The organism is Levilactobacillus tongjiangensis (assembly GCF_003946345.1).
Lineage (GTDB): Bacteria > Bacillota > Bacilli > Lactobacillales > Lactobacillaceae > Levilactobacillus > Levilactobacillus tongjiangensis.
Genome location: NZ_RHNY01000001.1, coordinates 62828 through 86978 on the forward strand (window position 1 = coordinate 62828; position 24151 = coordinate 86978).

The 24151-nt window shown below is 49.2% G+C and carries 22 protein-coding genes; 8 read left to right on the forward strand and 14 right to left on the reverse strand.

The features are described 5' to 3' along the window. Positions 1 to 11: 11 nt before the first annotated feature. Positions 12 to 503: a hypothetical protein gene (locus EKM75_RS00260; RefSeq protein WP_125691026.1), complete on the forward strand. Its 492-nt coding sequence runs from the start codon at positions 12 to 14 to the stop codon at positions 501 to 503. Between the two features lie 734 nt (positions 504 to 1237). On the opposite strand, the gene EKM75_RS00265 is transcribed toward EKM75_RS00260, so the two are convergent. The 3 genes from EKM75_RS00265 to EKM75_RS00275 form a co-directional block, all read right to left on the reverse strand. Further along, the gene (locus EKM75_RS00265; RefSeq protein ID WP_125691028.1) at positions 1238 to 1978 is read right to left on the reverse strand and encodes a hypothetical protein; all 741 of its coding nucleotides are present in this window, start codon (positions 1976 to 1978) and stop codon (positions 1238 to 1240) included. 542 nt (positions 1979 to 2520) lie between these two features. Continuing rightward, on the reverse strand, positions 2521 to 4143 hold the full coding sequence (locus tag EKM75_RS00270; RefSeq protein ID WP_125691030.1) for an ABC transporter permease: 1623 nt from the start codon (positions 4141 to 4143) through the stop codon (positions 2521 to 2523). A 5-nt stretch (positions 4144 to 4148) separates the two neighbouring features. Next, a complete protein-coding gene (locus tag EKM75_RS00275; protein WP_125691032.1) occupies positions 4149 to 5045 on the reverse strand; it encodes an ABC transporter ATP-binding protein in 897 nt (298 codons plus the stop codon). 173 nt (positions 5046 to 5218) lie between these two features. Here EKM75_RS00275 and EKM75_RS00280 point away from each other — a divergent pair, with 173 nt between their 5' ends. From EKM75_RS00280 to EKM75_RS00290, 3 genes are all read left to right on the forward strand, one after another. Next, the gene (locus EKM75_RS00280) at positions 5219 to 5854 is read left to right on the forward strand and encodes a TetR/AcrR family transcriptional regulator (RefSeq protein WP_125691034.1); all 636 of its coding nucleotides are present in this window, start codon (positions 5219 to 5221) and stop codon (positions 5852 to 5854) included. Beyond that, the gene (locus tag EKM75_RS00285) at positions 5851 to 6510 is read left to right on the forward strand and encodes an HD domain-containing protein (RefSeq protein WP_125691036.1); all 660 of its coding nucleotides are present in this window, start codon (positions 5851 to 5853) and stop codon (positions 6508 to 6510) included. Before EKM75_RS00280 ends, EKM75_RS00285 begins: the two co-directional genes overlap by 4 nt. A gap of 103 nt (positions 6511 to 6613) precedes the next feature. Next, on the forward strand, positions 6614 to 8023 hold the full coding sequence (locus EKM75_RS00290; RefSeq protein WP_382338710.1) for an MFS transporter: 1410 nt from the start codon (positions 6614 to 6616) through the stop codon (positions 8021 to 8023). Between the two features lie 259 nt (positions 8024 to 8282). Here EKM75_RS00290 and EKM75_RS00295 read toward each other — a convergent pair whose 3' ends face one another. The 3 genes from EKM75_RS00295 to EKM75_RS00305 form a co-directional block, all read right to left on the reverse strand. Next, positions 8283 to 8810 (reverse strand): DUF3278 domain-containing protein, encoded by a 528-nt coding sequence (locus EKM75_RS00295; RefSeq protein WP_125691040.1) that lies wholly within the window; start codon positions 8808 to 8810, stop codon positions 8283 to 8285. A 515-nt stretch (positions 8811 to 9325) separates the two neighbouring features. After that, complete coding sequence (locus EKM75_RS00300) at positions 9326 to 10129, reverse strand: hypothetical protein (protein ID WP_125691042.1); 804 nt, start codon at positions 10127 to 10129, stop codon at positions 9326 to 9328. A 4-nt stretch (positions 10130 to 10133) separates the two neighbouring features. Further along, positions 10134 to 10637 carry an aminoacyl-tRNA deacylase gene (locus EKM75_RS00305; protein WP_125691044.1) on the reverse strand — a complete coding sequence of 168 codons (504 nt, stop codon included), beginning with the start codon at positions 10635 to 10637 and terminating at the stop codon, positions 10134 to 10136. Between the two features lie 154 nt (positions 10638 to 10791). Between EKM75_RS00305 and EKM75_RS00310 the strand changes: the two genes are divergently transcribed. Further along, positions 10792 to 11517, forward strand: coding sequence for a GntR family transcriptional regulator (locus EKM75_RS00310; protein ID WP_125682425.1), 726 nt, complete (start codon positions 10792 to 10794; stop codon positions 11515 to 11517). Between the two features lie 313 nt (positions 11518 to 11830). Further along, positions 11831 to 14215, forward strand: a complete 2385-nt coding sequence (locus tag EKM75_RS00315) for a phosphoketolase family protein (protein WP_125691046.1) — start codon at positions 11831 to 11833, stop codon at positions 14213 to 14215. A gap of 786 nt (positions 14216 to 15001) precedes the next feature. Here the strand turns inward: EKM75_RS00315 and EKM75_RS00320 are convergent. From EKM75_RS00320 to greA, 8 genes are all read right to left on the reverse strand, one after another. Next, entirely contained in the window at positions 15002 to 15625 is a 624-nt protein-coding gene (locus tag EKM75_RS00320) for a CBS domain-containing protein (protein ID WP_125691048.1), read from the reverse strand. Between the two features lie 2 nt (positions 15626 to 15627). Further along, positions 15628 to 16332: an ABC transporter ATP-binding protein gene (locus tag EKM75_RS00325; protein ID WP_125691050.1), complete on the reverse strand. Its 705-nt coding sequence runs from the start codon at positions 16330 to 16332 to the stop codon at positions 15628 to 15630. Next, positions 16332 to 17114, reverse strand: a complete 783-nt coding sequence (locus EKM75_RS00330; RefSeq protein ID WP_125691052.1) for an ABC transporter ATP-binding protein — start codon at positions 17112 to 17114, stop codon at positions 16332 to 16334. Before EKM75_RS00330 ends, EKM75_RS00325 begins: the two co-directional genes overlap by 1 nt. Further along, the gene (locus tag EKM75_RS00335) at positions 17107 to 18066 is read right to left on the reverse strand and encodes a branched-chain amino acid ABC transporter permease (RefSeq protein ID WP_125691054.1); all 960 of its coding nucleotides are present in this window, start codon (positions 18064 to 18066) and stop codon (positions 17107 to 17109) included. Before EKM75_RS00335 ends, EKM75_RS00330 begins: the two co-directional genes overlap by 8 nt. A gap of 11 nt (positions 18067 to 18077) precedes the next feature. Then, entirely contained in the window at positions 18078 to 18956 is an 879-nt protein-coding gene (locus tag EKM75_RS00340) for a branched-chain amino acid ABC transporter permease (protein ID WP_125691056.1), read from the reverse strand. Between the two features lie 15 nt (positions 18957 to 18971). Beyond that, the gene (locus EKM75_RS00345) at positions 18972 to 20165 is read right to left on the reverse strand and encodes an ABC transporter substrate-binding protein (RefSeq protein WP_125691058.1); all 1194 of its coding nucleotides are present in this window, start codon (positions 20163 to 20165) and stop codon (positions 18972 to 18974) included. Positions 20166 to 20665: 500 nt separating this feature from the next. After that, positions 20666 to 21493, reverse strand: coding sequence for an MFS transporter (locus EKM75_RS00350; protein ID WP_225426612.1), 828 nt, complete (start codon positions 21491 to 21493; stop codon positions 20666 to 20668). Positions 21494 to 21901: 408 nt separating this feature from the next. Beyond that, complete coding sequence (greA, locus tag EKM75_RS00355; protein ID WP_125691060.1) at positions 21902 to 22390, reverse strand: transcription elongation factor GreA; 489 nt, start codon at positions 22388 to 22390, stop codon at positions 21902 to 21904. A 77-nt stretch (positions 22391 to 22467) separates the two neighbouring features. Between greA and EKM75_RS00360 the strand changes: the two genes are divergently transcribed. Together EKM75_RS00360 and EKM75_RS00365 are read left to right on the forward strand one after the other, a co-directional pair. Continuing rightward, positions 22468 to 22866 carry a hypothetical protein gene (locus EKM75_RS00360; RefSeq protein WP_125691062.1) on the forward strand — a complete coding sequence of 133 codons (399 nt, stop codon included), beginning with the start codon at positions 22468 to 22470 and terminating at the stop codon, positions 22864 to 22866. Between the two features lie 529 nt (positions 22867 to 23395). Next, complete coding sequence (locus EKM75_RS00365) at positions 23396 to 24151, forward strand: response regulator transcription factor (RefSeq protein ID WP_125691064.1); 756 nt, start codon at positions 23396 to 23398, stop codon at positions 24149 to 24151.

Consider the following 24151-nt stretch of genomic DNA (forward strand, 5'->3'; position numbering starts at 1 on the left):
GGAACACATTGATGATTAAGAAAGTAATTATCACCACGTTAAGTACCGCCGCCGTTTTAGCCGCAGGTATCGGCGCCTCCAGTGTGACCGCTAATGCCAGTACCCTTCGTTCGCAGGCACCACGGAGCGCACAACGTTATCACTACCAACCACAAACTTCAACCTATGGGGCGACCGCCTCAGCTACGACGAATGACACCACGATGACCACTACTAGTGCCACGACTAGCCAGGCAAGCGGGGCCACCATTACAGTTGCCCAATTTGAAAGTCAGGGTGTCGTTTACCTCAACGGAAATAAGTGGACGTACTATTCCGGGAGCCTGACCGCTGACGGCACGAAGATCAGTGCCAACGGTCTGGATCCTAATGGTTACCGGGTCGTGGCCGCACCGGCCAATGTGGCCTTTGGGACGAAGATTATGACGCCGTTAGGGATGGGTGTCGTGCATGACCGCGGAACGGCCATCACTGGTAACCACTACGACGTTGTTATCCAGTAGTCGTCGCCTTACCGGTCACAGCAGATGGGCTGGAACGGTGCCGACACAATTTTAAGCCTCACCAAGCCCGTGAGTCTTAAAACTTGGTCTTATTCTAACTGCCAGAAAACCGCTAGCACTAAGAATAACGAGGCGCCTGAGCCCATCTACTGCGACCTCTCGGCTTTGATTGCTGACCACAAATTAAAGTGAGTAGATTTTGTATGGTATGATAGCCCCTTGCTCGAATAGCAAATCATAAATTAACCGCGTCATCTCCTGGTTCTAGCCGGGGATGACGCGGTTTTTAGGTGCTTTTTAGAAGGCTGGGGGAGCCAACATAAAATAGCATACTGGAAGCTTGAAAAAATTGCGAGGATTATCACGCCATACTAATTGGACCATCACTGGTCTGAGGTGGTAATCGGGTAGTTGTTGAAATGGTTTAAAATGTGTGACTAGTTCAGTAATCTCGATGATAGATTCGCGGGCTAATTGTTACTAGCCAAATAATACTGAAATGAGGCACGGAATCAAAAAATAGAGCAGAAATGCGGAAATAATGATGCTTGTGCAACCACAACCGTCCGTGTCGTACTTTTCACACATGTCTTTTACCTCCCAACATCAGGCTTTTTCAAAAATTAGCGGGGGGAGCGTTACGAAAGTTATGCGGCCGAGCTATTTTACCTGAGGTTATTCCTAAGAGTGAATGCATTGTACACATGTTAGTTGCAAACAACTTTTAAGACAGCTTACTGCTGTGGTGCTAAGTAAATGGCTACGTCACCAAAGTTGACGCCCTCCCCAAATTCTCGGTCGGTTTGGGTGGCGACCCCAATGTGCCAGTTCTTAAACGTGGCCAACTTGGCGGCAGAGTAGCCAGCAGTAATTAAGGCCTCACGGTAACTCTGGATAGTTGGGTGTGCCACTTGGTTGTAGAGGCGAATGTAGATTTGTCCTGCTGGTACTCTGGGAGAGCGTTCCCCGTCGGAGGGGTTGATGGCGGCACTGGCCTGGCTTCTCAGAGCGTCGTCGTTCACGGTTCCAGGGAAAAGACTCCGGACAGCATTGTCGAATCGTTGTCCCTGTTCCTGGCCAGGATCGACGGACGGCTTATTGGTGGGGTTCGGTTTAACGGTGGCACCACCAGGGATTAAATATCCGCGCCAGATCCAGCCGCCGTGGCGCCCATCAAAACTGTTCACGTGGTAGTAAATAGCGGCTTTGTGGGTGCGTTTGTCATAAAGTTTTTCATGAGCGTTTGTGAGCCACGTGATGTCCTCCGTATTGCGGCCATAACGGACGCCTAAATGCTTAGAGTAGCGGGAGCCGCGGTGAGTATGGTAGAGGTGTTGGTGCATAGAATGGCGCCAAACCAAGCGGACTGAGTTGGCGCGAGCGGCAGAGTATTCTGATGCCTGAACACTAGTAGGGACCAGAAATGTGGTGGTTAGGGTGGTACCGATGAGCAATAAGATGGCTGATGGTTTCATGAAGGAACCTCCTTTTGCTCTTGATATTACGACTAATTCGCCAGATTACTAGGTTAAATTCGGTCGGATAGTCTCAATATAAATACTGATATAACAGTATTTTTAAGGGGCTGTAGTTAGAAAATTAAGCGGGCGGAAGAAGTCTGGAGAGTCATATTAAATTGGTAAATATTCTGTGTGTAAAGGTATATTCGGGGCAATAAATATTTCTATTATTTAATTCATCAACGATTCCATGGATTTAGAATTAAATAAAAAGTGGTGGTATTGCCAGTTTGAAGGCAATGCCACCACTTTCATTTATGATTCACGAATAGGTTAAATTCACTAAAAATTTCACATGGATTACAGTGTAGCCGCAGGTAGTCAGGGGACGGGACCGCAGTGTCGGCGGTGTTGGTCGGGGTATTTTCCCGGCCTACAGCGCGGGTCGAGCTTGGAGATACGGGCTTTCGTAGCTTCAAGTCGAGGTGGAACCCCGGGTTGGGGGGTGGAACCGACCCCACAGCGGGTCCCGTCCCCTGACTGCCGTAGGCGGACAATTAACTCATGTGTAAATCACGTCGCCGGTAGCCCATCCAACCGATTAAAATCAGCACCAGAGCCAAGCTAACCATCCAGCTAAAGGTGGTCCAGTTAACGTCGTGAATTGGGACCCGCGGCATCCAGCCGGCCGGTGTCAGGTTTTTGACCCAGCCAGGAAGTTTCAAGAGACTGCCCATATAGACGCTCACGAAACCCAGAGCCAGGTACGCCCAACTCAGTGACTTCAGTCGTGGCCAGCAACCAACGAGTAACACACTCAACGCGAGAAATACCCAGATTTCAGGGAGTTGGGCAGCCGCGGCTTGCCAAAACTCTGACGCACTAATACCATCCTTAACGTGTGTCAGGCTGGCGTCACCCATGACGACAATGCCCGCTAGACCGCCAATGTAGGCCAGCGTGCTGGTAACAAAGGCGGTGCCCACGTAACTGAATAGCAGGCGAGTGCGGCTCAATGGCCGTGCATAGAGGGCTTCTAGCCAACCACGTGTCTCATCGGTGTGCAGCTTTAAAATTAACTGCATTCCGGGAATAACGGCAACGGCGGCCATCACAACAGCCAGCAAGGCGGTAAAGCTCACTAGGATGCTGTGGTTGGCCTCGTGGACCATGGTGGCACCGAAGACCTGTTGCATAGTCGGATTGGTCTTCAGAATGTCGCCAATGGTGTTGAAGACCGTCCCATAGGCGGCACCAAAGATAATAATACCGACTAGCCACCCAATCAGCACGTTACGTTGCCGTCGCCAAATCAGGGAAATGGGACCGCGTAAGAAAACGGAGGCTTGCTTGCGGCCAGGACGGGTCGTGATGGCGCCAACACCCAGGTCCCGGTGACTATTGGCCCAGAAGGCAATGGCTAAGAGGATGAGGGCTAAGCCCAAACTCAACCAGACAGGGAGCCAGGTAGGGTTATTGTAAGGTGCTAATTTTTCTACCCAACCCAGTGGTGACCACCATGTCAGCTTAGGGTGCTGAACGTCGGTGACCATTTGAGCCAGGTAGCTCAGGCCGAACAACGTGTAAGCGAGGCCGGTGGCACTTGAAGAATGGTCGGCGACTTGGGCAGTTAGGAGTCCCAGCATGCCGAACAACAGACCCGCGGCTGCCAATCCGATACCAATCAGCCAATTACCTTGGATAGTGGCGCCGGGCATGTTTGCGGCGGTCAGTCCGGCACCGTAAAGGAGTCCCAGTAAACCGTTGACTAAGACAAGCTCAATCGCTGCGGCTGAAAGTGGGGCTAACGTTCCCACGGCGTGTGCCCGCACGAGCTCAGTAATACCTAAATCTTCTTCAGCCCGCGTTGCGTGTACACTCAGGGCCAGGTTCATGACAACCTGAATCAAGCCCATGAACAGAAGCATTTCATTGGCAAAGATTTCGGCCGTGGTGACTTTGCCGCTAAAGGAAAAGGCGCCAAACATGGCAACGATACCGGGGCTGGCCAGGGTCCCTTTGATAGCGTTGATTTCCGTGGGTGTGCCGTAAATGCCTTCAAATTTCCAGGCAACGCTGGCCATTAGAGCGGCCAGAATAAGAATCCACATGAGAATGCGAAACCGGTCCCGGCGTAAGTTTAACCGAACCAGTTGGCCAGTACGTCCATAACGAGACATCTTGGTCACTCCTTTCCCGTGTAGTAGTGCATGAAGAGGTCTTCCAGCGTGGGTGGTGTGCTTTGCAGAGCCACGATGTCGTGTTGCGCTAGCGTGGCCATAACGGCTTTCAGTTGGGCATCTTCCACCGCAAATTGCCATTCTTGAGGTTGGTGGCCGGCAGTCACACCGTGGACGCCGGCTAACGTAGTGACGTCAAAGTCATCGCCCAACGTCACGGTGATCATGGTTCGCGTCAGGTGGCGCATCTCGGCTAAACTTCCGGTCTCGATAATCTGGCCTTCACGGATGATGCCGATCCGGTCACACATGCGTTCAACCTCTGAGAGAATGTGGCTGGATAAGAGAACCGCTTTGCCGCGGGCCTTTAAGTCCAGAACAGCTTCTTGGAAGATGCGTTCGTTCAGCGGATCGAGTCCGGACGTTGGTTCGTCAAAGATGTAGAAATCTGCGTCCTGGGAAAAGGCCGCAATGAGTGCCACTTTTTGGCGATTGCCCTTTGAATAAGTCCGGGCCTTTTTGGTGGGATCGAGACCGAAGCGTTTAATGAGTTCATCGGTTTTTTCGGTGTGGTCCGTCCCGTTCATCTTGAGCAGGAGGTCGATGATTTCGCCACCAGTCAGATTCGGCCACAGGTAAACGTCGCCGGGAACGTAGGCCAGTCGCTGATGAATCTTGACGCTGTCGTGCCAAACGTTTTGACCGAAGATACTAGCACTTCCGCCGCTGGCCCGGATGATGCCCAAGAGAACGCGAATCGTGGTGGATTTACCCGCACCATTAGGGCCAATGAAGCCGAAGACCTCGCCAGGGTGGACGTCAAATGTGATATCTTTTAGGGCCTGAAAATGCCCGAATTTTTTTTGTAGATGGGTGATTTGAAGTACAGGATTAGTTGTCATAAAAAATCCCCTCCTCGCAGTTTTTAAATCGCTATCATCGTAATCCCGGGGATACCTAAAGTCAATGAAAAAGTGAACTATTTTAACAAAATAGTTCACTAAAATTAAAAACGCTGGTGGAATGCGTTATGATAAAATGAACGAAGAGAGTTTAGCGAAGGTGGCGACGGAATATGGCGACAAATCAGGAACGAAAGCAACGTCAACGTCAGAGTATTCTGGCCGCGGGGATGAAACTATTTATGCGCGATGGCTATAAACCAACTCACATCAAGGCGGTAGCAGCCGAAGCGGGCGTTTCTCAAGTCACGTTGTACAAGTACTTTGATAGTAAACTAGAACTCGGACATCAGGTCGTTATTGACTTGATCAATCAGGGGTATGCGAGCTTTCGGGAAACGGTCGACAATCAGCAGATGTCCTTTACCGAAGTCGTTAAGTGGATGATGACGACCAAGGTCGCGATGAGTGATGGTCTGAACCCGGATTTTTACAGCTTTGTGATTGATGAAATGCAGGGGAATTTAGGCAGTCACGCGGTTAAGGACGCCTACGAGGCCGGCAAAAAGGAATTTTGGGATGCCATGGTTGCCCGTGGTCGCGCCGCTGGGAGCATTAACCCGCAGATTTCCAATGAAGCCTTAATGCTATTTCTAGATATGTATGTCGATTTCTTTAGTCGCGCTAAAGTAGGACCGGACGAGTATCAACACTTGGTTGATCAGTTGATGCATCTCTTTTTCTATGGACTCGTTGGGGGTCCTGTACCACCCAAACCAGACCAGTCATCCAAGGAGGATCAAGCATGACAGCAGCAACAGTATTAGCAGCAGTTCGTGAATTTTCAAAATCTAAAATGGGGGACGACGAGACGGGCCACGGGTTCGATCACATTCAACGCGTGGTGGGATTAGCCGACCGGTTAATTCAGTCGTATCCTGAGGCTGACCGCGTGGAAACGGTGACCGCCGCTTACCTCCACGATGTCATTGACGAAAAATTGGTGACGGATACCGCAGCAGCGAGTGCTGAAGTGACGCAATTTTTAACGGCACAAGGGTTTTCCACCACGCAAATCACCACGATTTTTCTGATTATGGATAACATGTCCTATCATAAAACCTTGGATGGGACCGCTAAGCCATTGCCCTTGGAAGGCCAAATCGTGCAAGATGCTGATCGTTTAGATGCAATTGGAGCCATCGGTATTTCGCGAGCCATCTACTTTGGTGGTCACTTTGGTGAAAAGATTTACGACCCAGCGGTGAAGCCTAGAACGGCCATGACTCACGCCGAATATCGCAATTTAGATAACGAAACCATCATCAATCATTTTTATGAAAAGCTCCTCACATTGAAGGATTTGATGAATACGGCGGCGGCAAAGCAGTTAGCTGAGCACCGCCAGCAAGTTATGTTAGATTTTCTAGCTGAATACAAAGCAGAATGGAATGCGGAAGCTTAGGCGACCGTGTTTTTTATTTTGAAACTGGATTAAATGAAATTAACCCATGCATTTTGGTAAAAATGTGCGTATGATTGGTAGTAATGCTAATTTGAGAGAAGAGATTAAAATGCAAACAACGACTCAACCGGAGAAGGTGCCGCGGGGGAACCTGATTGCCATCTTTGCGATAGCACTAATGGCCTTCCTGGGGATTCTGGTAGAAACATCAATGAACGTGGCATTCCCGGCCCTAATGAAACAGATGCATGTGTCCCTGAACACCGTGCAGTGGATCACCACGGGGTATTTACTAATGGTGGCGTTACTGATGATTACCTCGGCATTCTTAAAGCAACGTTTTACGAATAAGCAATTATTTGTGACCGCCGCTCTGGCGTTTATTTTAGGCGATTTAATTTGTGCGCTCGCAACTAATTTTCCTATTTTGTTGATTGGCCGCTTGATCCAAGCGGGGTGTGCTGGTTTGGCGATTCCCCTGATGTTTAACATCGTGGTTGAAAGTGTCCCGCGGTCCCGGCTGGGATTTTACATGGGAATGGCTGGTTTGATCTTGATGATTGCACCAGCAAGTGGGCCAACGTTTGGTGGCCTGATGGTTTACTTGGCCAACTGGCGGTTGATCTTTTGGTCAACGATGCCAGTGGAGATGATTCTCTTATTACTGGGGATGGGGGCTATCAAGCAATACGCACCTACGCAGAAAATTCGGTTCAACTGGGGCCAATTTGTCTTATTAGCCATAGCGTTTGTGAGCTTTACACTGGGTGTTAACAGTTTGTCATCAGCTGGTTTGGTGAGTTGGCAGTTTTTAGGCGGCATCTTACTGGCTGTGGTGGCACTTCTTGGATACATCTGGATTTCTAAACGCAGTGATCGGCAGCTGTTGAAGTTGGAGATCTTCAAGAATCCGGTCTTCACGTACAGTTTCTTTGCCTACGTGATTCTGCAATTTTGTAATATTGGGATTAACTTTGCCCTGCCTAACTATGCACAAATCGTGGTGGGCGCTACGTCACTGATTGGGGGCATGATGCTCCTACCAGGAAGTCTGATTACGGCGATTCTGCAACCTTGGTTCGGCCACCTACTGGACGAGCACGGGGCCCGGTTACCAATTTTACTGGGGAGTAGTCTATTCCTGATTGCCGCGTTGATGTTTACCTTATTTGGTCAGGGACTCAGTGTGATTATGATTGCCGTTCTCTATATTATCTTCAGTATTGGCCGGTCGATGGCCTTCAGTAACACGCTGACGAATGGTTTAAAGGAAGTCGACATGGGCCAACGGGCAGATGCCAACGCCATTTACAACACCGGGCAGCAGTTTGCCGGATCACTGGGGACCACGATTCTGGCGGCATTGATGTCGTCGGTTAAGGTATCGGGCATGTCCTACGCGCATGAAACGGCAATTGGGAGCCAACTGGCGTTTGGTCTGATCTTTATCCTCAGTGTCGTTAACTTTGGCTTTTACTTTATTGTTTTCCGTTATCAACGGACGGATAAGTAGTTAGGAAAGTGGTATTGCTAAGTTTGCGCTAGGGATACCGCCTGCTGTGAGCTTTTGGCTTTCAGACGAATGATTCCAAAAAGTAGGGTGTGGGACAAACGTCTCACACCCTTTTTGCACACCGAACGTATACGGTCGAAACGTGCGACAAAAGGCAGCTAGTTCCGCTTAACCCCGAACGCCAAATAATCCAGGCCCGGGATTTTTCGACGTTCAGCGCTAATGCTCACTAGCTAATCGCCTTCTGTCCCACTCATTTTTAATGAATTTTGCGAATCCGCCACAGATCGATGATTCCCATTACCGATCCAAAGAAGATGGTTCGCCAAATTAAGCCGGTGAGGCTCGTCCATTTGAGCAATTCCCGCAGCGCACTCACCTTATCAGTCGTGGCGTCAGTGATGGCGAATAGAAAATAGGTGGCCACGCCATACATTATTCCGCTAACGATGGCTGCCCGTAAAACAAGCTTTAGCGCGCTGACCTTATCTGGGGCATCAACCGGATCCGGCGAACGAATTTCTACGCTCCGACCAGCGAAGCGCAGGTAGAACAGAAGATAGAAAATAAATATAATATCAGCGTAAATGAAAACTAGCAGTGCCGTGGCCGGTTGGGCAATCCAAATGCTCACGACGACGGGGACTACCAATAGAAAGCTAATACACATTAATAACGCATTGAAGATAATCTGGTGAAGGGCCCGACGCTGCTCAGAACTCAGGTCCCAGTTAATGCCGTAGAATCGCTTGATGAGGCGCTCACGAAATTCCCCTTGCTTTTGCATAGCATGATTCCTCCCTTGAAACGACCCGTGAGTTGGGCGGACGAAGTCGCTGATTAGCCCTAGTCTGCGAGGTGACCGATTGCCAGTCAAGGCGGACCCCTTAGCTAGTTCGCTGACTGTTCGAGAAATGTTTCATGTGAAACAGATGGGCGCTTGGATTATCAGGTTAGTAACTAAAGGTTGAAAGTACTGAAACACCCACTGTTCCTGATACAACAAGGGTTGGGTGCTGGGTTAGTCAGGCATAGTGGAAAATTGCCGCCTTACCGTTCGCCAAATTTGGACTGGAACGTGGTGGGAGACTGGCAGTTTTTCCAGGCTTCGAACCGAGCTGAAGAACCGTTTTTCAGGCCGTAGGTGGATGGGTAAGACTAGTTTTAAGTTTATAACGCCTTACCATTCTTGACTTGATAACGGTTTTCGAACTTTCAACCTTTAGTTAGTAACCAAAAAAGCAGTATGACCGCTGTCATACCGCTTCCTATGAAGCATAATTCAAATTGATCCAGTGGCCGTTAGTGATCCTTAATCTGCAAGCCCAAGCGGACAAGTAGATTAGTCAAGAAGGAGACAAACAGCGAGTAGCCCAGAACCAGTGCCAGCAAGGTAATTGCTGCCGCAACGACCTTTAAATAACCGTCTGCTAGATTCAACATGGTGAGAATCACAGTTACAGCCGTGATAATGCCAACGAAGCCAATCAGTCCGATACGGGAGTTGGCAAAGTCCGCTGCACTTAAATCGAACCCACCAATACTAATGTTGAGTGATAGCAGAATCATAATTGTCCAACGCATGAACGGGTGGGTGTCACCACCCAATGCCTGCGAGAATCCTTGCCAATTCAGGTTGAAGGGGTCGGCTACTAATGCCAACATACCGTTGAAAATACTGGGAATCAAGAGCGCTGTCAAACCTAACAACACTGCGGCACAGCCGAAAATCGGGGCAATACCGATAAACAGATTACCGATGGTTTGGTACCAGTTGCGTTGATTCCAGGTGTGATTGACGTAACCTAGGGCTAGGTCGGGTTGTCCATCGGCACCAACTCTGTCTGGATGGGGTCGCTTTAATAATCGGACCCGATCGATACGATGGCCAAATAAGACGGCCGTTAACAGGTGACTGAGTTCGTGGAAGAAGATACCAATGAATCCCAGGTAGAGCTCGCTGTTTACGCCGAAGCCGTTGGCTAAGAATTTTTTCGTATCGCGGTTAAGGTAGGTGAGTAACGTGACAAAGATGAAGGGAATCACTAGGAGGTTTAGTCCCACGATGCCGAGATTTTTAAAAATCTCGGTTAGATCCGTATTCATTCCCTTACTCCAGCAAGTCGGTGAACGTGCCATGAACCAGTGTTGCTAGTTCTGTGGCATCGAGTTCCACCGACCGGCCAATCTGACCAGAGGAAACCAGTATCTGTCCCTGAGCTTGCGCCGTATTGTCAAAGTAGATGGGAAAATGGTTCTTTTCCCAAATCCCAACGGGCGTGTTGGCACCGTGTTCGTAGCCGGTAGTTTTAACCAAATCTTTTAACGGCACCATGTCGACTTTTTTATTACCAGAGGCTTTCGCCAGCTTCTTTTCATCGAGGTGTTCATCGATTGGTAAAACGCCGACTACGGGACCAGTGGTGGGGCCACTCAGGACCAAGGTCTTATAGATGTGATGTTCATCGACGTTATCGTGATCAACGTCTAACTGGGCCACGTCCCCCTTGGTGTGGGTGGCGAATTCAAACTGCTTGTAAGTGATTTTATTCTTATCTAATATCTGTTCGACGAGCGTCTTGTGGAGACGCTTGCCCTTTTTCTTTTTAGCCATGGGACTCACCTTTCAAAAAGTAATCTTTATAATTGGACCGCACTTTAAAAATAAATGGAACGGTTGTTTTTGAAGAAAAGAAGACACTGCCACTAAAACCTGTTATACTCTAACACAGAGAATTGTCTAGTTGAAGAGTTTATGAGGAGATATCATGGCAGATTTAGTCTATCGACAAGTAATGCGCGACTTGAAGCAACGCATTCATCAAAATGAATTTCCCAACAAACGGCTCCCAGATGAACGGAGTCTGAGCGAGGCCTATGGGGTCAGCCGCAGCTCCGTTAAGCGGGCCCTAAGTGTTTTGGCCAACCAGGGGATCATCTTTAAGAAGCGGGGATCGGGAACCTTCATTAACCCATTATATATGAAAAACCAATCGATTTTTCAATATGAAGGGTCTAATTTAGGAATTACTGACAGTATGAAGTCAGCGGGGAACACACCAGGGATTCGATTGTTAAAATTTGACGTGGTGCCCGCTAGTAAAGAAATCCAACAAGATTTATTCTTGGATGCCGGGGACTTTGTCTACGAAATCAAACGACTGCGGTTATTTGATGACAAACCCTTTATGATTGAAACGGGCTACATTCCCATCAAGATTGCGCCTAATCTATCCCAGAAAACGGTGGGGGACTCCATCTTTAATTACCTTGAAAGTCAGGGCAAGGTGGTTACCAAGTCCTTTATGTCAATTCAAGCCCAGCCCTCGACGGCGGAAGATCAAGAACTCCTAAACCTGAAGCCGGTGGAACCCGTCGGTATCATGGAGGGTGTGTTCTTCCTGGATGACGGTACGCCGTTTGAATTTTCTAACATGCGGCTACATTACCAGTATTTGAACTATAACACCTTTGTTTCATTAGAAGAAGAATAAAGCGACCGTGGATTGTGGAAGTGGTTCGTCCGCAAAGCAATTTACCGGTTGTTGCACGTTTCGACTATCTAGGTTCGGAGCGTAAAAAAGGTCTGAGACGTTTGTCTCAAACCTTTTTTTATGGCGTCAATTATCTGTGGTCTGTCTTTTTCTAAATTGATACGGCCCAATTTTCTAAAAGGTTGACTTTTTAAAAAAAGAAGCTATGATAGAGGCTGTAAAAACATCCCGGTATTCAATACGAGATAAATTTTACACATTTTCTATCAACTAGATTATGCAGTTACGAATTCAAAGAAGGAGTGTTAATTACATGGCAAATACAGACTTCGACTCCAAGGCATACTTGGAAGGCGTAGACAAGTACTGGCGTGCAGCGAACTACCTGTCAGTCGGTCAATTATTTTTGCGTGACAACCCATTATTGAAGCGTGACTTAACCTCTGATGATGTAAAGATTAAGCCAATTGGTCACTGGGGAACGATCGTTTCTCAAAACTTTATTTATGCTCACTTAAACCGGGCAATCTTAAAGTACAACTTGAACATGTTCTATATTGAAGGTTCAGGTCATGGTGGCCAAGTTATGGTTTCTAACTCATATCTTGATGGAAGCTACAGTGAAATTTATCCAAACATTTCCCAAGACGAAGAAGGTTTGAAGCGTTTATTCAAGCAATTCTCCTTCCCAGGTGGTGTTGCCTCTCATGCCGCCCCTGAAACGCCAGGTTCTATCCATGAAGGTGGGGAACTTGGTTACAGCCTTTCCCATGGGACTGGTGCTATCTTAGATAACCCAGATGTCATTGCCGCAGTTGAAATTGGTGACGGGGAATCCGAAACTGGCCCATTGGCCGCTTCATGGTTCTCAGACAAGTTCATCAACCCAATCAAAGACGGTGCTGTTTTACCGATCATCAACATGAACGGGTTCAAGATTTCTAACCCAACCATCCTGTCACGGATGTCCGACGAAGACTTAACCAAGTACTTCGAAGGAATGGGCTGGGATCCTCACTTTGTTGAAATTGATGAAAACGAAAAGGACTTCACGCGGGTTCACGAAGACATGGCTAAGACGATGGATGAAGTTATTCCTGAAATCAAGGCCATTCAAAAGCATGCTCGTGAAAACAACGATGACTCATTGCCTAACTGGCCAATGATTATCTTCCGTTCACCTAAGGGCTGGACTGGTCCTAAGGCTGACTTGGATGGTAACCCAATCGAAGGCTCCTTCCGTGCGCACCAAGTGCCAATTCCTGTTGCCGCTGGTGATATGGAACACGCTGACATGTTGGTCAACTGGATGAAGTCTTACAAGCCAGAAGAATTGTTCAACGAAGACGGTTCCGTTAAGGAAGAAGTCCGCGACATGGCCCCTAAGGGCGATCAACGGATGGCAATGAATCCTATCACTAATGGTGGGATCAAGCCAGAACCATTGAAGTTGCCAGACTACAAGAAGTACGCTTTGGACATCCCAGAACACGGGAAGACCATTGCGCAAGACATGTTAGTTTGGTCTGACTATCTGGCTGACGTCATGAAGTTGAACCCAGAAAACTTCCGGGCTTTTGGTCCTGACGAATCCAAGTCTAACCGCCTTTACAGCATGTTGGACTATGGTAAGCGTCAATGGATGGAAAACATCAAGGAACCAAATGATGAAAACATGGCTCACGAAGGCCGGGTCATCGACTCACAACTTTCCGAACACCAAGCTGAAGGTTGGTTGGAAGGTTACGTTCTGACTGGTCGTCATGGTTTCTTCGCCACCTATGAATCATTCGGGCGGGTGGTTGACTCCATGTTGACGCAACACATGAAGTGGTTGCGTAAGGCTACGGAACAAGACTGGCGTCATGACTATCCATCATTGAACTTCGTGGATACCTCAACTGTCTTCCAGCAAGACCACAACGGGTACACCCACCAAGATCCTGGTATGTTGACCCACTTGGCTGAAAAGAAGCCAGAATTCATTCGTGAATACTTGCCAGCCGATGCCAACACCCTGTTAGCTGTTGGTGACGTGGCCTTCTCTAGCCGTCAAAAGATCAACTTGATCGTGACGTCTAAGCACCCACGTCCACAATGGTTCTCCATTGATGAAGCCACTAACCTGGTTCACAATGGGTTGGGCTACGTTGACTGGGCTTCTACTGACCAAGGTCAAGAACCTGATATCGTCTTTGCCGCAGCTGGTACTGAACCAACTTGGGAATCATTAGCCGCAATTTCATTATTGCATGACGAATTCCCTGAAATGAAGATTCGCTTCATCAACGTGGTTGATCTCCTGAAGCTTCGTTCACCTAAGTTGGACCCTCGTGGGATCTCTGATGATGAATTCGACCGTCTGTTTACGACAGACAAGCCAGTCATCTTCGCCTTCCACGGTTACGAAGACCTGGTTAAGGATCTCTTCTTTGACCGGACGAACCACAACCTTTACGTTCACGGTTACCGTGAAAACGGTGATATCACCACGCCATTTGATATGCGTGTCCTGAACCACTTGGACCGTTACCACTTGGCTAAGGAAGCCGTTAACGCCATTGATTCATACGCTATCAAGGGTGCTTACTTCACTCAGCGGATGGACGACATGGTTGCTAAGCACAATGCTTACATCCGTGAGGTTGGGACCGATTTGCCAGAAGTTAACGACTGGCAATGGAAGCCACTTAAGTAATCTACGGATTACAGTGGTTTAAAAACCAAACTTAAATAAGACGCGCAAGAATTGCTCGAAAGGGCCGTTCTTGCGCGTCTTTTGTTGTCACTGCTTGTCACCGGTGGTCAGGGACTACGCCTGATGTGGGGACCGCCTGCGGCCAAAGGGCGGTCCTCCGGCTCGACTTGAAGCCCTGTTCAAGGTACGAACAGAGCTTCAAGCTCGTCCCACGCTGTAGGCTGGCTTAAAAACGCCAGCCAACACCGTCGACACAGCCGACTCCGTCCCTGACCACCGGTGACGGTGTTGGTTTCGGACAGAGATACCAAGGGATTTTGTTTTTTAAGAGCAACTTGGTTTTTTTTAGGGTTGTCTATTTTTAGTGATACCATACAAAATATCGTTGATTATCAAGATTGCGTAGGCGATGATAGACCATGTTGAAGCGGTAATACCAAGGATGATTCATAGCGAAAAAGTTACCGACAACTCGTTAAGAAGTTATCGGTAGCTTTTTTCGTTATCAGTTTGCTGAAGATAATAGATGTTGCGGTTAGGTGGTTAGAGGTGATTTGTCTATCAGAATCAGTATAGCCGGAAATCGTCAGGGGTGCCGGCAGCTGTGTCGGTGGCGTTAACTCGGTGGTTTTCCGAGTCTACGCCACGGGACGAGCTTTCAGCCTTGGTGAACTACCAAGGCTGAAAGTCGCGGGCCGAGACCGACCTGTGGCTTGGCCCGGTCCCCACAGCGGGTGGTACCCCTGACGGTTGGAGGCGGTCAACATACATCAATACTAATGGCGGTTAAACCACGTCAAACCCAGCCTCCGCTAAAATCTGATTAACGTCAGCGGCCTGGTCGTTAGCGATGTGAAGCTCGATGACCCGCTCCTGGTTTTCACGGACCACCATTAACGTTTGGATGCTGAGGTCGTGGTCGGCTAAGACCTGGCCAACCTTGAAGATGACCCCCGTATGGTCGTGCGCTACGCGAATACGACTGACGACACCAGGTTCACCGTAACCGGAAATGTTGAGGAAGGCGTCCAAAATATCGTTGTTGGTAATGATACCGACGACGCGGTCATTGGCCATCACTGGCAGGACGCTGATTTTATGCTCCCGCATTTGGTAGATGGCATCTTCAAGTTGCGCGCCGGCCGGAATAGTTTGAACGTTCTTTTCCATGATATCCGCAACGGTGGTCTTGGTCAGGAGGTAGTTGGTCTCGTAGACGGAAAGGCTGGTTGCCTGGGAGGGCAGTGCCCGGGAAATGATGCCCTGAGTAATCAGGCCGACCATGGTTTCTCCGTCCATGACGGGGAGTCGGTGAATCTGATTTTGCTTCATTAATTCAACTGCGCCACTGACGGTCATTTGGGGACTGACAACGACTAATTGTTGGGTCATGTAATCTGCTACACTCATGGTTAACCTCCTAAATAAGCCTTTTGGACGGCGGAATTGGTGAGAAGTTCCTGACCAGTTCCGTGCAGTTTCAGCTCACCCGCGGCTAAAACGTAGCCGCGGTCGGCAATGGATAGGGCTTTTTTGGCGTTTTGTTCAATCAGTAAAACCGTCGTACCGGCCTGATTGATGGCCTGAATAATTTCGAAAATTTCATTAATAAATAGTGGGGCTAGGCCCATAGAGGGCTCATCCAGCAACATTAGTTTGGGCTGGGCCATCAACGCCCGACCCATGGCGAGCATCTGTTGTTCCCCGCCAGAGAGGGTAGCGGCGTCTTGGTTAAGGCGCTGCTTAAGCACGGGGAAGTATTGATAGACGTCTTCATAGGCTTGGCTGAGGTGGGCACGGTCTTTTCTAAGAAAGGCGCCCATTTGGAGATTTTCCTGAACGGAGAGACCGGGGAAAATGTGGCGCCCCTCCGGCACCTGAGAGATGCCAGCCTGCACAATTTTAGGAGCAGCAGTCTTTTGAATCGGGTGGTCGAGGTAGGTGATCTCACCACTCGCTGGTCGCATGATGCCGGAAATGGTGTGAAGGATCGTTGATTTGCCAGCACCGTTGGCTCCAATCAGAGTCACGATTTCACCCTGTTGGATGTTGAAGCTGACCTTTTTAACGGCCTGAATCGCGCCGTAGTTGACGACCAGATTTTTGACGTTGAGCATTAGGCTTCACCTCCCAGGTAAGCTTTGATGACGGCGGGGTTCTGTTGAATCTCGCTAGGTGTTCCCTCGGCCAGTAAGGCCCCGTGTTCCAATACGTAGAGGCGTTCCACGACGTTCATGACCAGTGACATGTCGTGTTCAATCAGGACGATAGTAATGTGGAAATCATGTTGAATCTGACGAATCAACCGGGTTAAGTCGGCCGTTTCCTCCGGATTCATACCGGCGGCTGGCTCGTCCAAGAAGAGAAGCTTGGGCTTGGTAGCGAGGGCTCGGACAATCTCCAGCCGCCGCTGAATCCCATAGGGTAGGTTCTTAGCGGGTTGGTCGGCGACCCCCGTGAGGTCAAAGATTGCCAGTAATTTCTGGGCAGCAGTGGTCATGTCGGCCTCCGTACGGTAGAACTTGGGTGTGCGGAAGATACTGGTAAAGAAGCCTTCACGGTAGTGGTTCGTCATGGCGATTCGGACGTTGTCGAGTACGGTAAGTTCCTTAAAGAGGCGGATATTTTGAAAGGTTCGTGAGATGCCAGCTTGAGCAATTTCTGCCGGCTTTTTACCATTGAGGGACTGAACCCCCTGATCCGTGTAAAGGCTAATTGCGCCCGAAGTGACGGGGGTAACGCCGGTTAAAAGGTTAAATAACGTGGTCTTACCAGCACCGTTGGGTCCAATCAGGCCAATCAGTTCATTCTGATCAAAGTGGACGGACACGTTGGCCACGGCGGTCAGTCCGCCGAAGCTTTTGACGATTTGTTGTGCGGTTAATAAAGGACTACTCATGGACGGACTGCTCCTTTCGTTGGCGTGACCCAAGGCGTTTGAACGAGAATTCCCACGTCCCGAGGAGGCCGGATGGTTTGAAAATCATAATGAGAATCAGGGCTAGCGAGTAAATGATCATGCGTAGGGTCCCAAAGTTTTGGAGGACGGTATCCAACGTTCCCAAGACAATGGCGGCGATGAAGGTCCCGGTGATACTCCCAACGCCACCTAGGACAACGATGATCAGGATGGCAATCGAGGCCATGATGTTGAAGTCTCCCGGGGCAATCGTCTGAATGTAAGCGGCGTGGAGGGAGCCCCCAATCGCCGCCGTGCTAGCGCCGAAAACGAAGGCCGCTAATTTCCAACGGGTCGTGTTGATACCCATGGACTCGGCCGCAATTTCATCTTCACGAACGGACATGACGGCCCGCCCGCTACGGCTATGAATGAAGTTGACGGTCACGATGGTGGTCACACACATGAAGACGTAGACCGTGGCCCAGGTCACCAGTGGTGGAATGTTAAAGAGCCCCGCGGCACCGTTGGTAATTTTGAGGTTGTTGATCAGAATCCGAATGATTTCGGCAGCCCCCATCGTCGCGATGGCTAGGTAGTCTCCACGTAGACGCAGAGTAGGGATTCCAACAATCAGGGCAGCGATAATCGCGATGACGATACCGACCACCACGGATAGGTAGAAGCCGATGGGGGTGACTAGTGTCTGCGTGATGATCCCAGTGGCGTAGGCCCCAATGGCCATGAATCCGGCGTGGCCCAGTGAAAATTGACCGGAGAAACCAATGATCAGGTTCAGCCCAGTCGCCAGGATGATGTTAATACCAATGGTAACGAGCATGTTTTCGATGAAGGAGTTGATGATACCGAGAAATTCACAGGCGTCGATCACAACGAAGCCGAGCACCATCACGCCTAACCAGGCGGCATTGTATTTCAGATTGGCTTTCATTTATGATTCACCTACACTTTCTCTTTGGTCTTCTTGCCGAAAATACCAGCAGGTAGGACCAGTAGAATCACGATTAGGACGAAGTAGACAACGGCATCCTTGTAAGCTGACAGACCCACGGCTTGGACGGCGGTTTCCAACAGGCCAATCAGGAAGCCCCCAAGGGAAGCGCCGGGAACGGAACCAATCCCACCAATGACAGCGGCAACGAAGGCTTTGATCCCGGGGGTCATGCCCATCAACGGGTCAATCGAGTTGTAATACAGACCAATCAATACGCCCGCAGCCCCCGCCATGGCAGAACCTAAAGCAAAGGTGAAGGAGATGGTGTGGTTGATGTTGATTCCAACTAGTTGAGCGGCCTCGGGGTCCACGGAAACGGCCCGCATGGCTTTGCCCATCTTGGTGCGTTTGATAATCAATTCTAGCAGGAGCATCAGGAGACAGGCGGTTCCTAGAATGAGCAACTGAATATTAGAAATCCGAATGCCACCAATGTGGTAGGTCACGGTCTGAATCGCCTGCGGAAAGTTGCGAGTATTTGCGGTAAAGAAGTAGGTCATCCCATTTTCAAGGAGAAAGGACACCCCAATCGCCGTGATCAATGCCGTGATACGGGGGGATTTACGTAGCGGCCGGTAGGCGAAGTACTCAATGATGACACCGACTAACGCACAGAAGAGCATGGCCGACAACATGGCGAAGAGGAAGTTGAAATGGAGCTTGTTGATGACGAAGTAACCCCAGAAGGCCCCAAGCATATAGATGTCACCGTGGGCGAAGTTGATCAGCTTGATGATGCCATATACCATGGTGTAGCCCAATGCGAGTAGCGCGTAAATGCTACCCAGCGAGAGTCCATTAATTAATTGTTGTCCGATTGTTTGCATGTAATCACTCCAAGTCTATTTCACGTTGTACGTGCGCTGAACCTCACCCTTAGTCAATTGTTCAACGATCATGGACTTCTCAGGGTTGTGGTGTTGGTTCATGGTGATGGTCCCGGTGACGCCCTTGAAGTTCTTCAGCTTGGCCAACCCATCCGTGATTTTAACGGAGTTAGCTGAGCCTTCATTTTCAATGGCGGCCTTGACCATGTAGACGGAATCGTATGCCAAAGCTGAGAAGGTTGGTGCCGAGGTGTGGTACTTTGCCTTGAAGGCCTTCAGGAAGCTAGCGGCAACGGCGTTCGTGTCACCGGACTTCGTGGAGAATGGCGTGGTGTAGTAGACGTTGTTGGCGCTGGCTTTACCCGCAATCTTAGTCAGCTTTGCGTCGGCCATGCCGTCACTGCCGACGATGGGAACGTTGATGCCAGCTTGTCGTGCTTGCTTGATGATCAGGCCCAGTTCTGAGTAGTAGCCGGGAGCGTAAATGGCGTCGATCTTTTTGTGCTTGAGGGCGGTCAAGATGGCGTTGAAATCTTTGTCGCCTTCTTGGAACGTTTGGCTGCTAGCAACGGTACCCGTGTAGGTCTTCTTAAAGGCCTTGGTCAACCCGGTGCCGTAGTCACTGGAGTTATCGGCGAGGACGGCGACGCGTTTGGCTTTCAGTGTATTCGTCATAAATTTGGCTGCCGAGGATCCTTGAAAGTTGTTTTGGAAGCAAGCCCGGAAGATGTACTTTTGTACGTCGCCGTTCTTTTGCAGCGTGTAGTCAGGGTCGGTAGCGGAAGGACTGACGGATGGGACGGCAGCCTTGGTCATGTTGGGGATGGACGCTGTGCCGGCGTTGGTGGCAGCTGGTCCGACCACGGCAACCACCTTGTCATTGTTGACCAACTGGGCGGCAACGGAAGCGGCAGTGGTGTTAGAAGTCTTGTTATCACGAATGACCAGTTGAATTTTCTTCTTGGACTTGCCAACCTTAATTCCACCAGATTGATTGATCTTGTTAACGGCTAATTGAATACCTTGTTTCTGTTGTTGACCATAACCGGCAGCGGAACCTGAGAGCTCCATGTTGACCCCGATTTTAACGGTCTTACCAGGATTGTTGCCTTGACTGCCATTGTTCTTAGCAGTGCTACAACCGGCCATAGCGACGGCGGCGATGGAGAGTGCTGCGATTCTAATTGTCATTTTTTGCCATGTTTTCATATGTAATTCCTACTTTCTGAATTTGATGTGTGGTGATCAACTAAACTGGTTGATTCCCTCCCTTGTCTAACAAAAAGGCCTCATCCACGGAATGGATGAGGCCTAAGTACGTGTACTCAGCCCGCCATCCACGCAATGGGAAAGAAGGGCTCAGTACTTGAATTTGAGTGTTACCTCAAGGTCAAGTGACCGGGTCCTTCTTCGTTAATAATAAGGCTGCGTTTTGAACGGCAGGGGCGGCTGCCATGTTGGTTGTCTTTAGAGTTGTCATCATGATAGAATCCCTGCCTTTCAAAAGTTTTTTAATGTTACTGCATTAGTTGATGTGTTCTACAATAATTAAAATTAGATGAGATGTCAAGGGGAAATCTCATTTTTAATTTTAACATTCTTGAAAAACCCCTGGTATATAAGTGTTTCGGGGACTTGAAAAATAAGAGAATTTCTAAAAGAACGTTAGCACCAACGCGTTTAATCGAGTTCACCCATTGCCCAGGCACTTAGACGGGTTTGTGGCTCAGAAACCAAGCGGGGATGGCGGTGACGGCAATGAACCCAACGGACCCAACGGACCACATGAAGGCGGTTTGGTACGCAGCGTTTAAGCCGACTAGCGGGAATTCGTGTTGGATGATGGTTGCCAAAACGGCAGTCCCCATGGCACCACCAATGTTTTGTAACATCCGGGTGGCGGTTGTTGCCTCCGCAACTAGGTGTTGTGGCAGGCCCGTGTAGCTATCTGCCATGACTGGAATGGTTAACCCACCCTGGCCGATTCCTCGAATGAAGAGCACGAAGAGAAGCAGCCAGGTACTGGTTTTAGCGGTAAAGAAGACGAAGGGGAGTGTGCCAGCGATGGCAATGAGAATTGATCCCAGAACGACCCATCGGGCGCCGATACTGTCCGTTAGCTTACCAATTTGACTCCGAGAAAGGAGCAGTCCGACTCCCTGAGCGATCAAATAAGTCCCAGACCAGACGACACTAAGGCCGCGGCTGTTTTGCAGGTAGAGCGGGAGTAAAAACATAGCACCGTTGACGGCAATTCCGGAGAGCATCAGGATGATGGCCGAGGCGTTGAACGTGGGAGATTTGAAGAGTTGCAGGCTGACCAGGGCTTTGGTAGGGCGCAACCAGGCATAAAGGATGTAGCCCAGAAGCAACGCAGTAGCCATAATGAGCGGGGTTAAGACGTTGGCAGATAGGAACTTATCACCACTACTAAAACGCGTGATGCCAATGATTGCCGTGATGAAGAGACCTGCCAACAGACTAATACTTGGAATATCTAAGTGCTTGCCCGCTTTTGGAGCTGGAAAGGCCGGCATTTTCCAGGCCAGCAAGACCGCTCTTTGGCTTGTCCCGTCCTTTCCACCGCGTTCCAGTCCAAATGTGGCGAACGGTAAGGTGACAATTTCCCGCTATATCTGACTAAACCCTAACACCCAATCCTTGCTGTATCAGGTATAGTGGGTATTTCGGTGCTTTCAACCTTTAGTTTGCGAACTAAACTGGTTTTGAAGTAATGGTGGCTATGGCACGACAATTACGCATTTAAAGTAATACAATTTCAGTTAAACGAGATTTTAGCTACCAAGATAATCAGCCCCCACTCCTGACCGCCGGAGTGCACACTAATCCAAGTTCATTAGAATGTATTAAAAAATCAACTAAACAAAAAGTCTACTTAGAATTCGTCATCATTCTAAGTAGACTTTTTGACTTGTATACTGTGTTTACGCTGTGGGGGCGGTGAGGCTGACCGTGAGAATGCGAACGTCATAGCTGGCGTTGGGTGCCTGAATGGTGACCGTGTCGCCTGGTTGGTGGCCCAATAACGCCTTGCCTAGCGGAGACACACGGGTAACTTTGCCCGCCTCTAAATCGGCCTCCTGGGTGCCGACTAGCTGGTAGGTGGCTTGGTCCGCATCATCCAGGAAGGTGACGGTGACCCACTTGCCGAGTTCGACCACGTTGTTGGTGGAAGGGTCCACGACTTTGGCATACTGTAGTTGCTTATTGAAAAAACGTAGCTGGCTTTCTAGGTGACGAAGGTCTCGCTTTGCCGCTGAGTATTCGGCGTTTTCTGAAAGGTCCCCGTGAGCTCGCGCTTCCGCTAAAATTGCAATTTTTTCTGGTCGGTCGGCTTCCAGCGCAGCGATTTTCGCCTGTAACTCCTGATAGCCAGCGGCTGTGATGGGGTTGAAGTCCCGTGAATCTGCCATCAAATCACTCCATCCATTTTAAGATTTAGGTCTAGTTTACAGCAATTTGGTTACGAAAGGAAAAGGAGGCGACTGGCATGCACTTTTCTGGCCGGTATTGGGTACAACAAGCGAGCTGTGGTTTAGTGGTGATTGGTTTCTTGCTTTTGTTAGGTCACTGGGATTATGCCACGGGCCAGTTACTCACGCATTTTTCGGTGCTGGATGGCTATCTGATGGCGAGCTGGGTGTGCTTTCCGTGGGCTAAGTGGGTAGTTTTAGAAGATACCCGGCACGTGCAGGCCCCTATCATTCATCGACACCAACGAGAGCAGCCAGTCTCAGTCTATGAAAAGATGCAACAACCACGGGGACCCGTTGCCGCCTCCAAGCAGACGCTACGGTGGTACTGGCGCGGCTTGCTGGACTTTCTACTAGCCATCCTGGCCCCCGTAATTTTAGGAGGATTTATCGCTTATTTAGTTGGTCACAATTGAATTGCGCTGTTTTTCCCTACCTTAACGTTAGATAATTGACGTTTTCGCTACTTAGGAACTGATTAGCGGGGAACATGTTAAAGTAGTGACAGTTGGAAGGAGTCAGTTTTACGGCAACTGATTTTGCAGGTCAATCGGTTAAAGTATATGTGTTTGACAGTGGCTAACCGTTGACGCTAGTAATTCCATGAATCTAATCCAAAGGTTGAACTGGTAGTCTATCTAGTGGGCAATTAACGAAGTTAGTAAAGTAACGCGTTACCAATTGGCTGAAGAGTAAGTGGTGGTTATTGGAGAACCCGAGGGGATTAGACGTGTTAGGTTAGAGCTTGGGGGAGTGCTAATTTGACAGAATAGAAGTATATAATCCACTTAAGAAGAGGCTGCCCAGGGTAGCTTCTTTTTTTGGTCGCAGAAATCTAACTGATTCTGCATATTTCGTGATAATAACGATTGCAAACAACCAGCTTTCAGGTTACATTAATGGGTGATAGGTATTACAACGGTTTAGTTAAGAGGGTGGCATAAAATGCTAGCGGTTTATCTTTGCGAGGATAATCCAGAACAATTGAAGCATTACACCGATGTTGTTCAGCGGTATATCATGATTAATGACTACGACATGCAGGTCCGGTTGGCAACGCCCAGTCCTCAAGAACTATTGGCTAATTTGACGGCCAACCCGCCGGAGTACGCGCTATTTTTCCTGGATATTGAATTTCCTGCGGAGGATACCACGGGCTTGGAAACGGCGATTACGATTCGGCAGCGCTTAGGCTTTGCGGAAATCGTGTTTGTGACGACGCATTCAGAAATGGCGCTGCTCACATTTGAACGCAAAGTTGAGCCCATGGACTTCATCGTGAAGGATTTAGGGCGGGCTCAGATTGACCAAAAATTGCGGGAAAATATCGACTACGGGTATGAACGCTACACAAATTACTTAGGAAATACGGAAAATTTATTTAGCTACACAATTGGTGGTCGTCAGTTCAGTATGCCGATGGGCGACGTTTACTTCGTTGCCACTTCTGAGATGGCTCATAAGGTTACGGTGCACGCTGCTAATCAGTTGGTGGAGTTCCCTGGATTTTTGAAGGATATTGCCGACGACTATCCAGAACTCTACCGTACGGATAAGAGCTTTTTGGTTAACTTGGACAACGTTAGCGGACTAGACACCACCAATCGGCGGCTGATTTTTCCCAATGGGGACGAGACGGATGTGGCGACACGGCGATTTCATGAGGTTAAAACGTTGGTTCAGAAGCATTTAAAGGCCTGA

What these genes read in the sequence shown, in the direction of transcription:
- EKM75_RS00260 (WP_125691026.1), top strand. Translation starts at nt 12, where the DNA reads ATGATTAAGAAAGTAATTATCACCACGTTAAGTACCGCCGCCGTTTTA.
- EKM75_RS00265 (WP_125691028.1), bottom strand. Translation starts at nt 1,978, where the DNA reads ATGAAACCATCAGCCATCTTATTGCTCATCGGTACCACCCTAACCACC.
- EKM75_RS00270 (WP_125691030.1), bottom strand. Translation starts at nt 4,143, where the DNA reads ATGTCTCGTTATGGACGTACTGGCCAACTGGTTCGGTTAAACTTACGC.
- EKM75_RS00275 (WP_125691032.1), bottom strand. Translation starts at nt 5,045, where the DNA reads ATGACAACTAATCCTGTACTTCAAATCACCCATCTACAAAAAAAATTC.
- EKM75_RS00280 (WP_125691034.1), top strand. Translation starts at nt 5,219, where the DNA reads ATGGCGACAAATCAGGAACGAAAGCAACGTCAACGTCAGAGTATTCTG.
- EKM75_RS00285 (WP_125691036.1), top strand. Translation starts at nt 5,851, where the DNA reads ATGACAGCAGCAACAGTATTAGCAGCAGTTCGTGAATTTTCAAAATCT.
- EKM75_RS00295 (WP_125691040.1), bottom strand. Translation starts at nt 8,810, where the DNA reads ATGCAAAAGCAAGGGGAATTTCGTGAGCGCCTCATCAAGCGATTCTAC.
- EKM75_RS00300 (WP_125691042.1), bottom strand. Translation starts at nt 10,129, where the DNA reads ATGAATACGGATCTAACCGAGATTTTTAAAAATCTCGGCATCGTGGGA.
- EKM75_RS00305 (WP_125691044.1), bottom strand. Translation starts at nt 10,637, where the DNA reads ATGGCTAAAAAGAAAAAGGGCAAGCGTCTCCACAAGACGCTCGTCGAA.
- EKM75_RS00310 (WP_125682425.1), top strand. Translation starts at nt 10,792, where the DNA reads ATGGCAGATTTAGTCTATCGACAAGTAATGCGCGACTTGAAGCAACGC.
- EKM75_RS00315 (WP_125691046.1), top strand. Translation starts at nt 11,831, where the DNA reads ATGGCAAATACAGACTTCGACTCCAAGGCATACTTGGAAGGCGTAGAC.
- EKM75_RS00320 (WP_125691048.1), bottom strand. Translation starts at nt 15,625, where the DNA reads ATGAGTGTAGCAGATTACATGACCCAACAATTAGTCGTTGTCAGTCCC.
- EKM75_RS00325 (WP_125691050.1), bottom strand. Translation starts at nt 16,332, where the DNA reads ATGCTCAACGTCAAAAATCTGGTCGTCAACTACGGCGCGATTCAGGCC.
- EKM75_RS00330 (WP_125691052.1), bottom strand. Translation starts at nt 17,114, where the DNA reads ATGAGTAGTCCTTTATTAACCGCACAACAAATCGTCAAAAGCTTCGGC.
- EKM75_RS00335 (WP_125691054.1), bottom strand. Translation starts at nt 18,066, where the DNA reads ATGAAAGCCAATCTGAAATACAATGCCGCCTGGTTAGGCGTGATGGTG.
- EKM75_RS00340 (WP_125691056.1), bottom strand. Translation starts at nt 18,956, where the DNA reads ATGCAAACAATCGGACAACAATTAATTAATGGACTCTCGCTGGGTAGC.
- EKM75_RS00345 (WP_125691058.1), bottom strand. Translation starts at nt 20,165, where the DNA reads ATGAAAACATGGCAAAAAATGACAATTAGAATCGCAGCACTCTCCATC.
- EKM75_RS00350 (WP_225426612.1), bottom strand. Translation starts at nt 21,493, where the DNA reads ATGCCGGCCTTTCCAGCTCCAAAAGCGGGCAAGCACTTAGATATTCCA.
- greA (WP_125691060.1), bottom strand. Translation starts at nt 22,390, where the DNA reads ATGGCAGATTCACGGGACTTCAACCCCATCACAGCCGCTGGCTATCAG.
- EKM75_RS00360 (WP_125691062.1), top strand. Translation starts at nt 22,468, where the DNA reads ATGCACTTTTCTGGCCGGTATTGGGTACAACAAGCGAGCTGTGGTTTA.
- EKM75_RS00365 (WP_125691064.1), top strand. Translation starts at nt 23,396, where the DNA reads ATGCTAGCGGTTTATCTTTGCGAGGATAATCCAGAACAATTGAAGCAT.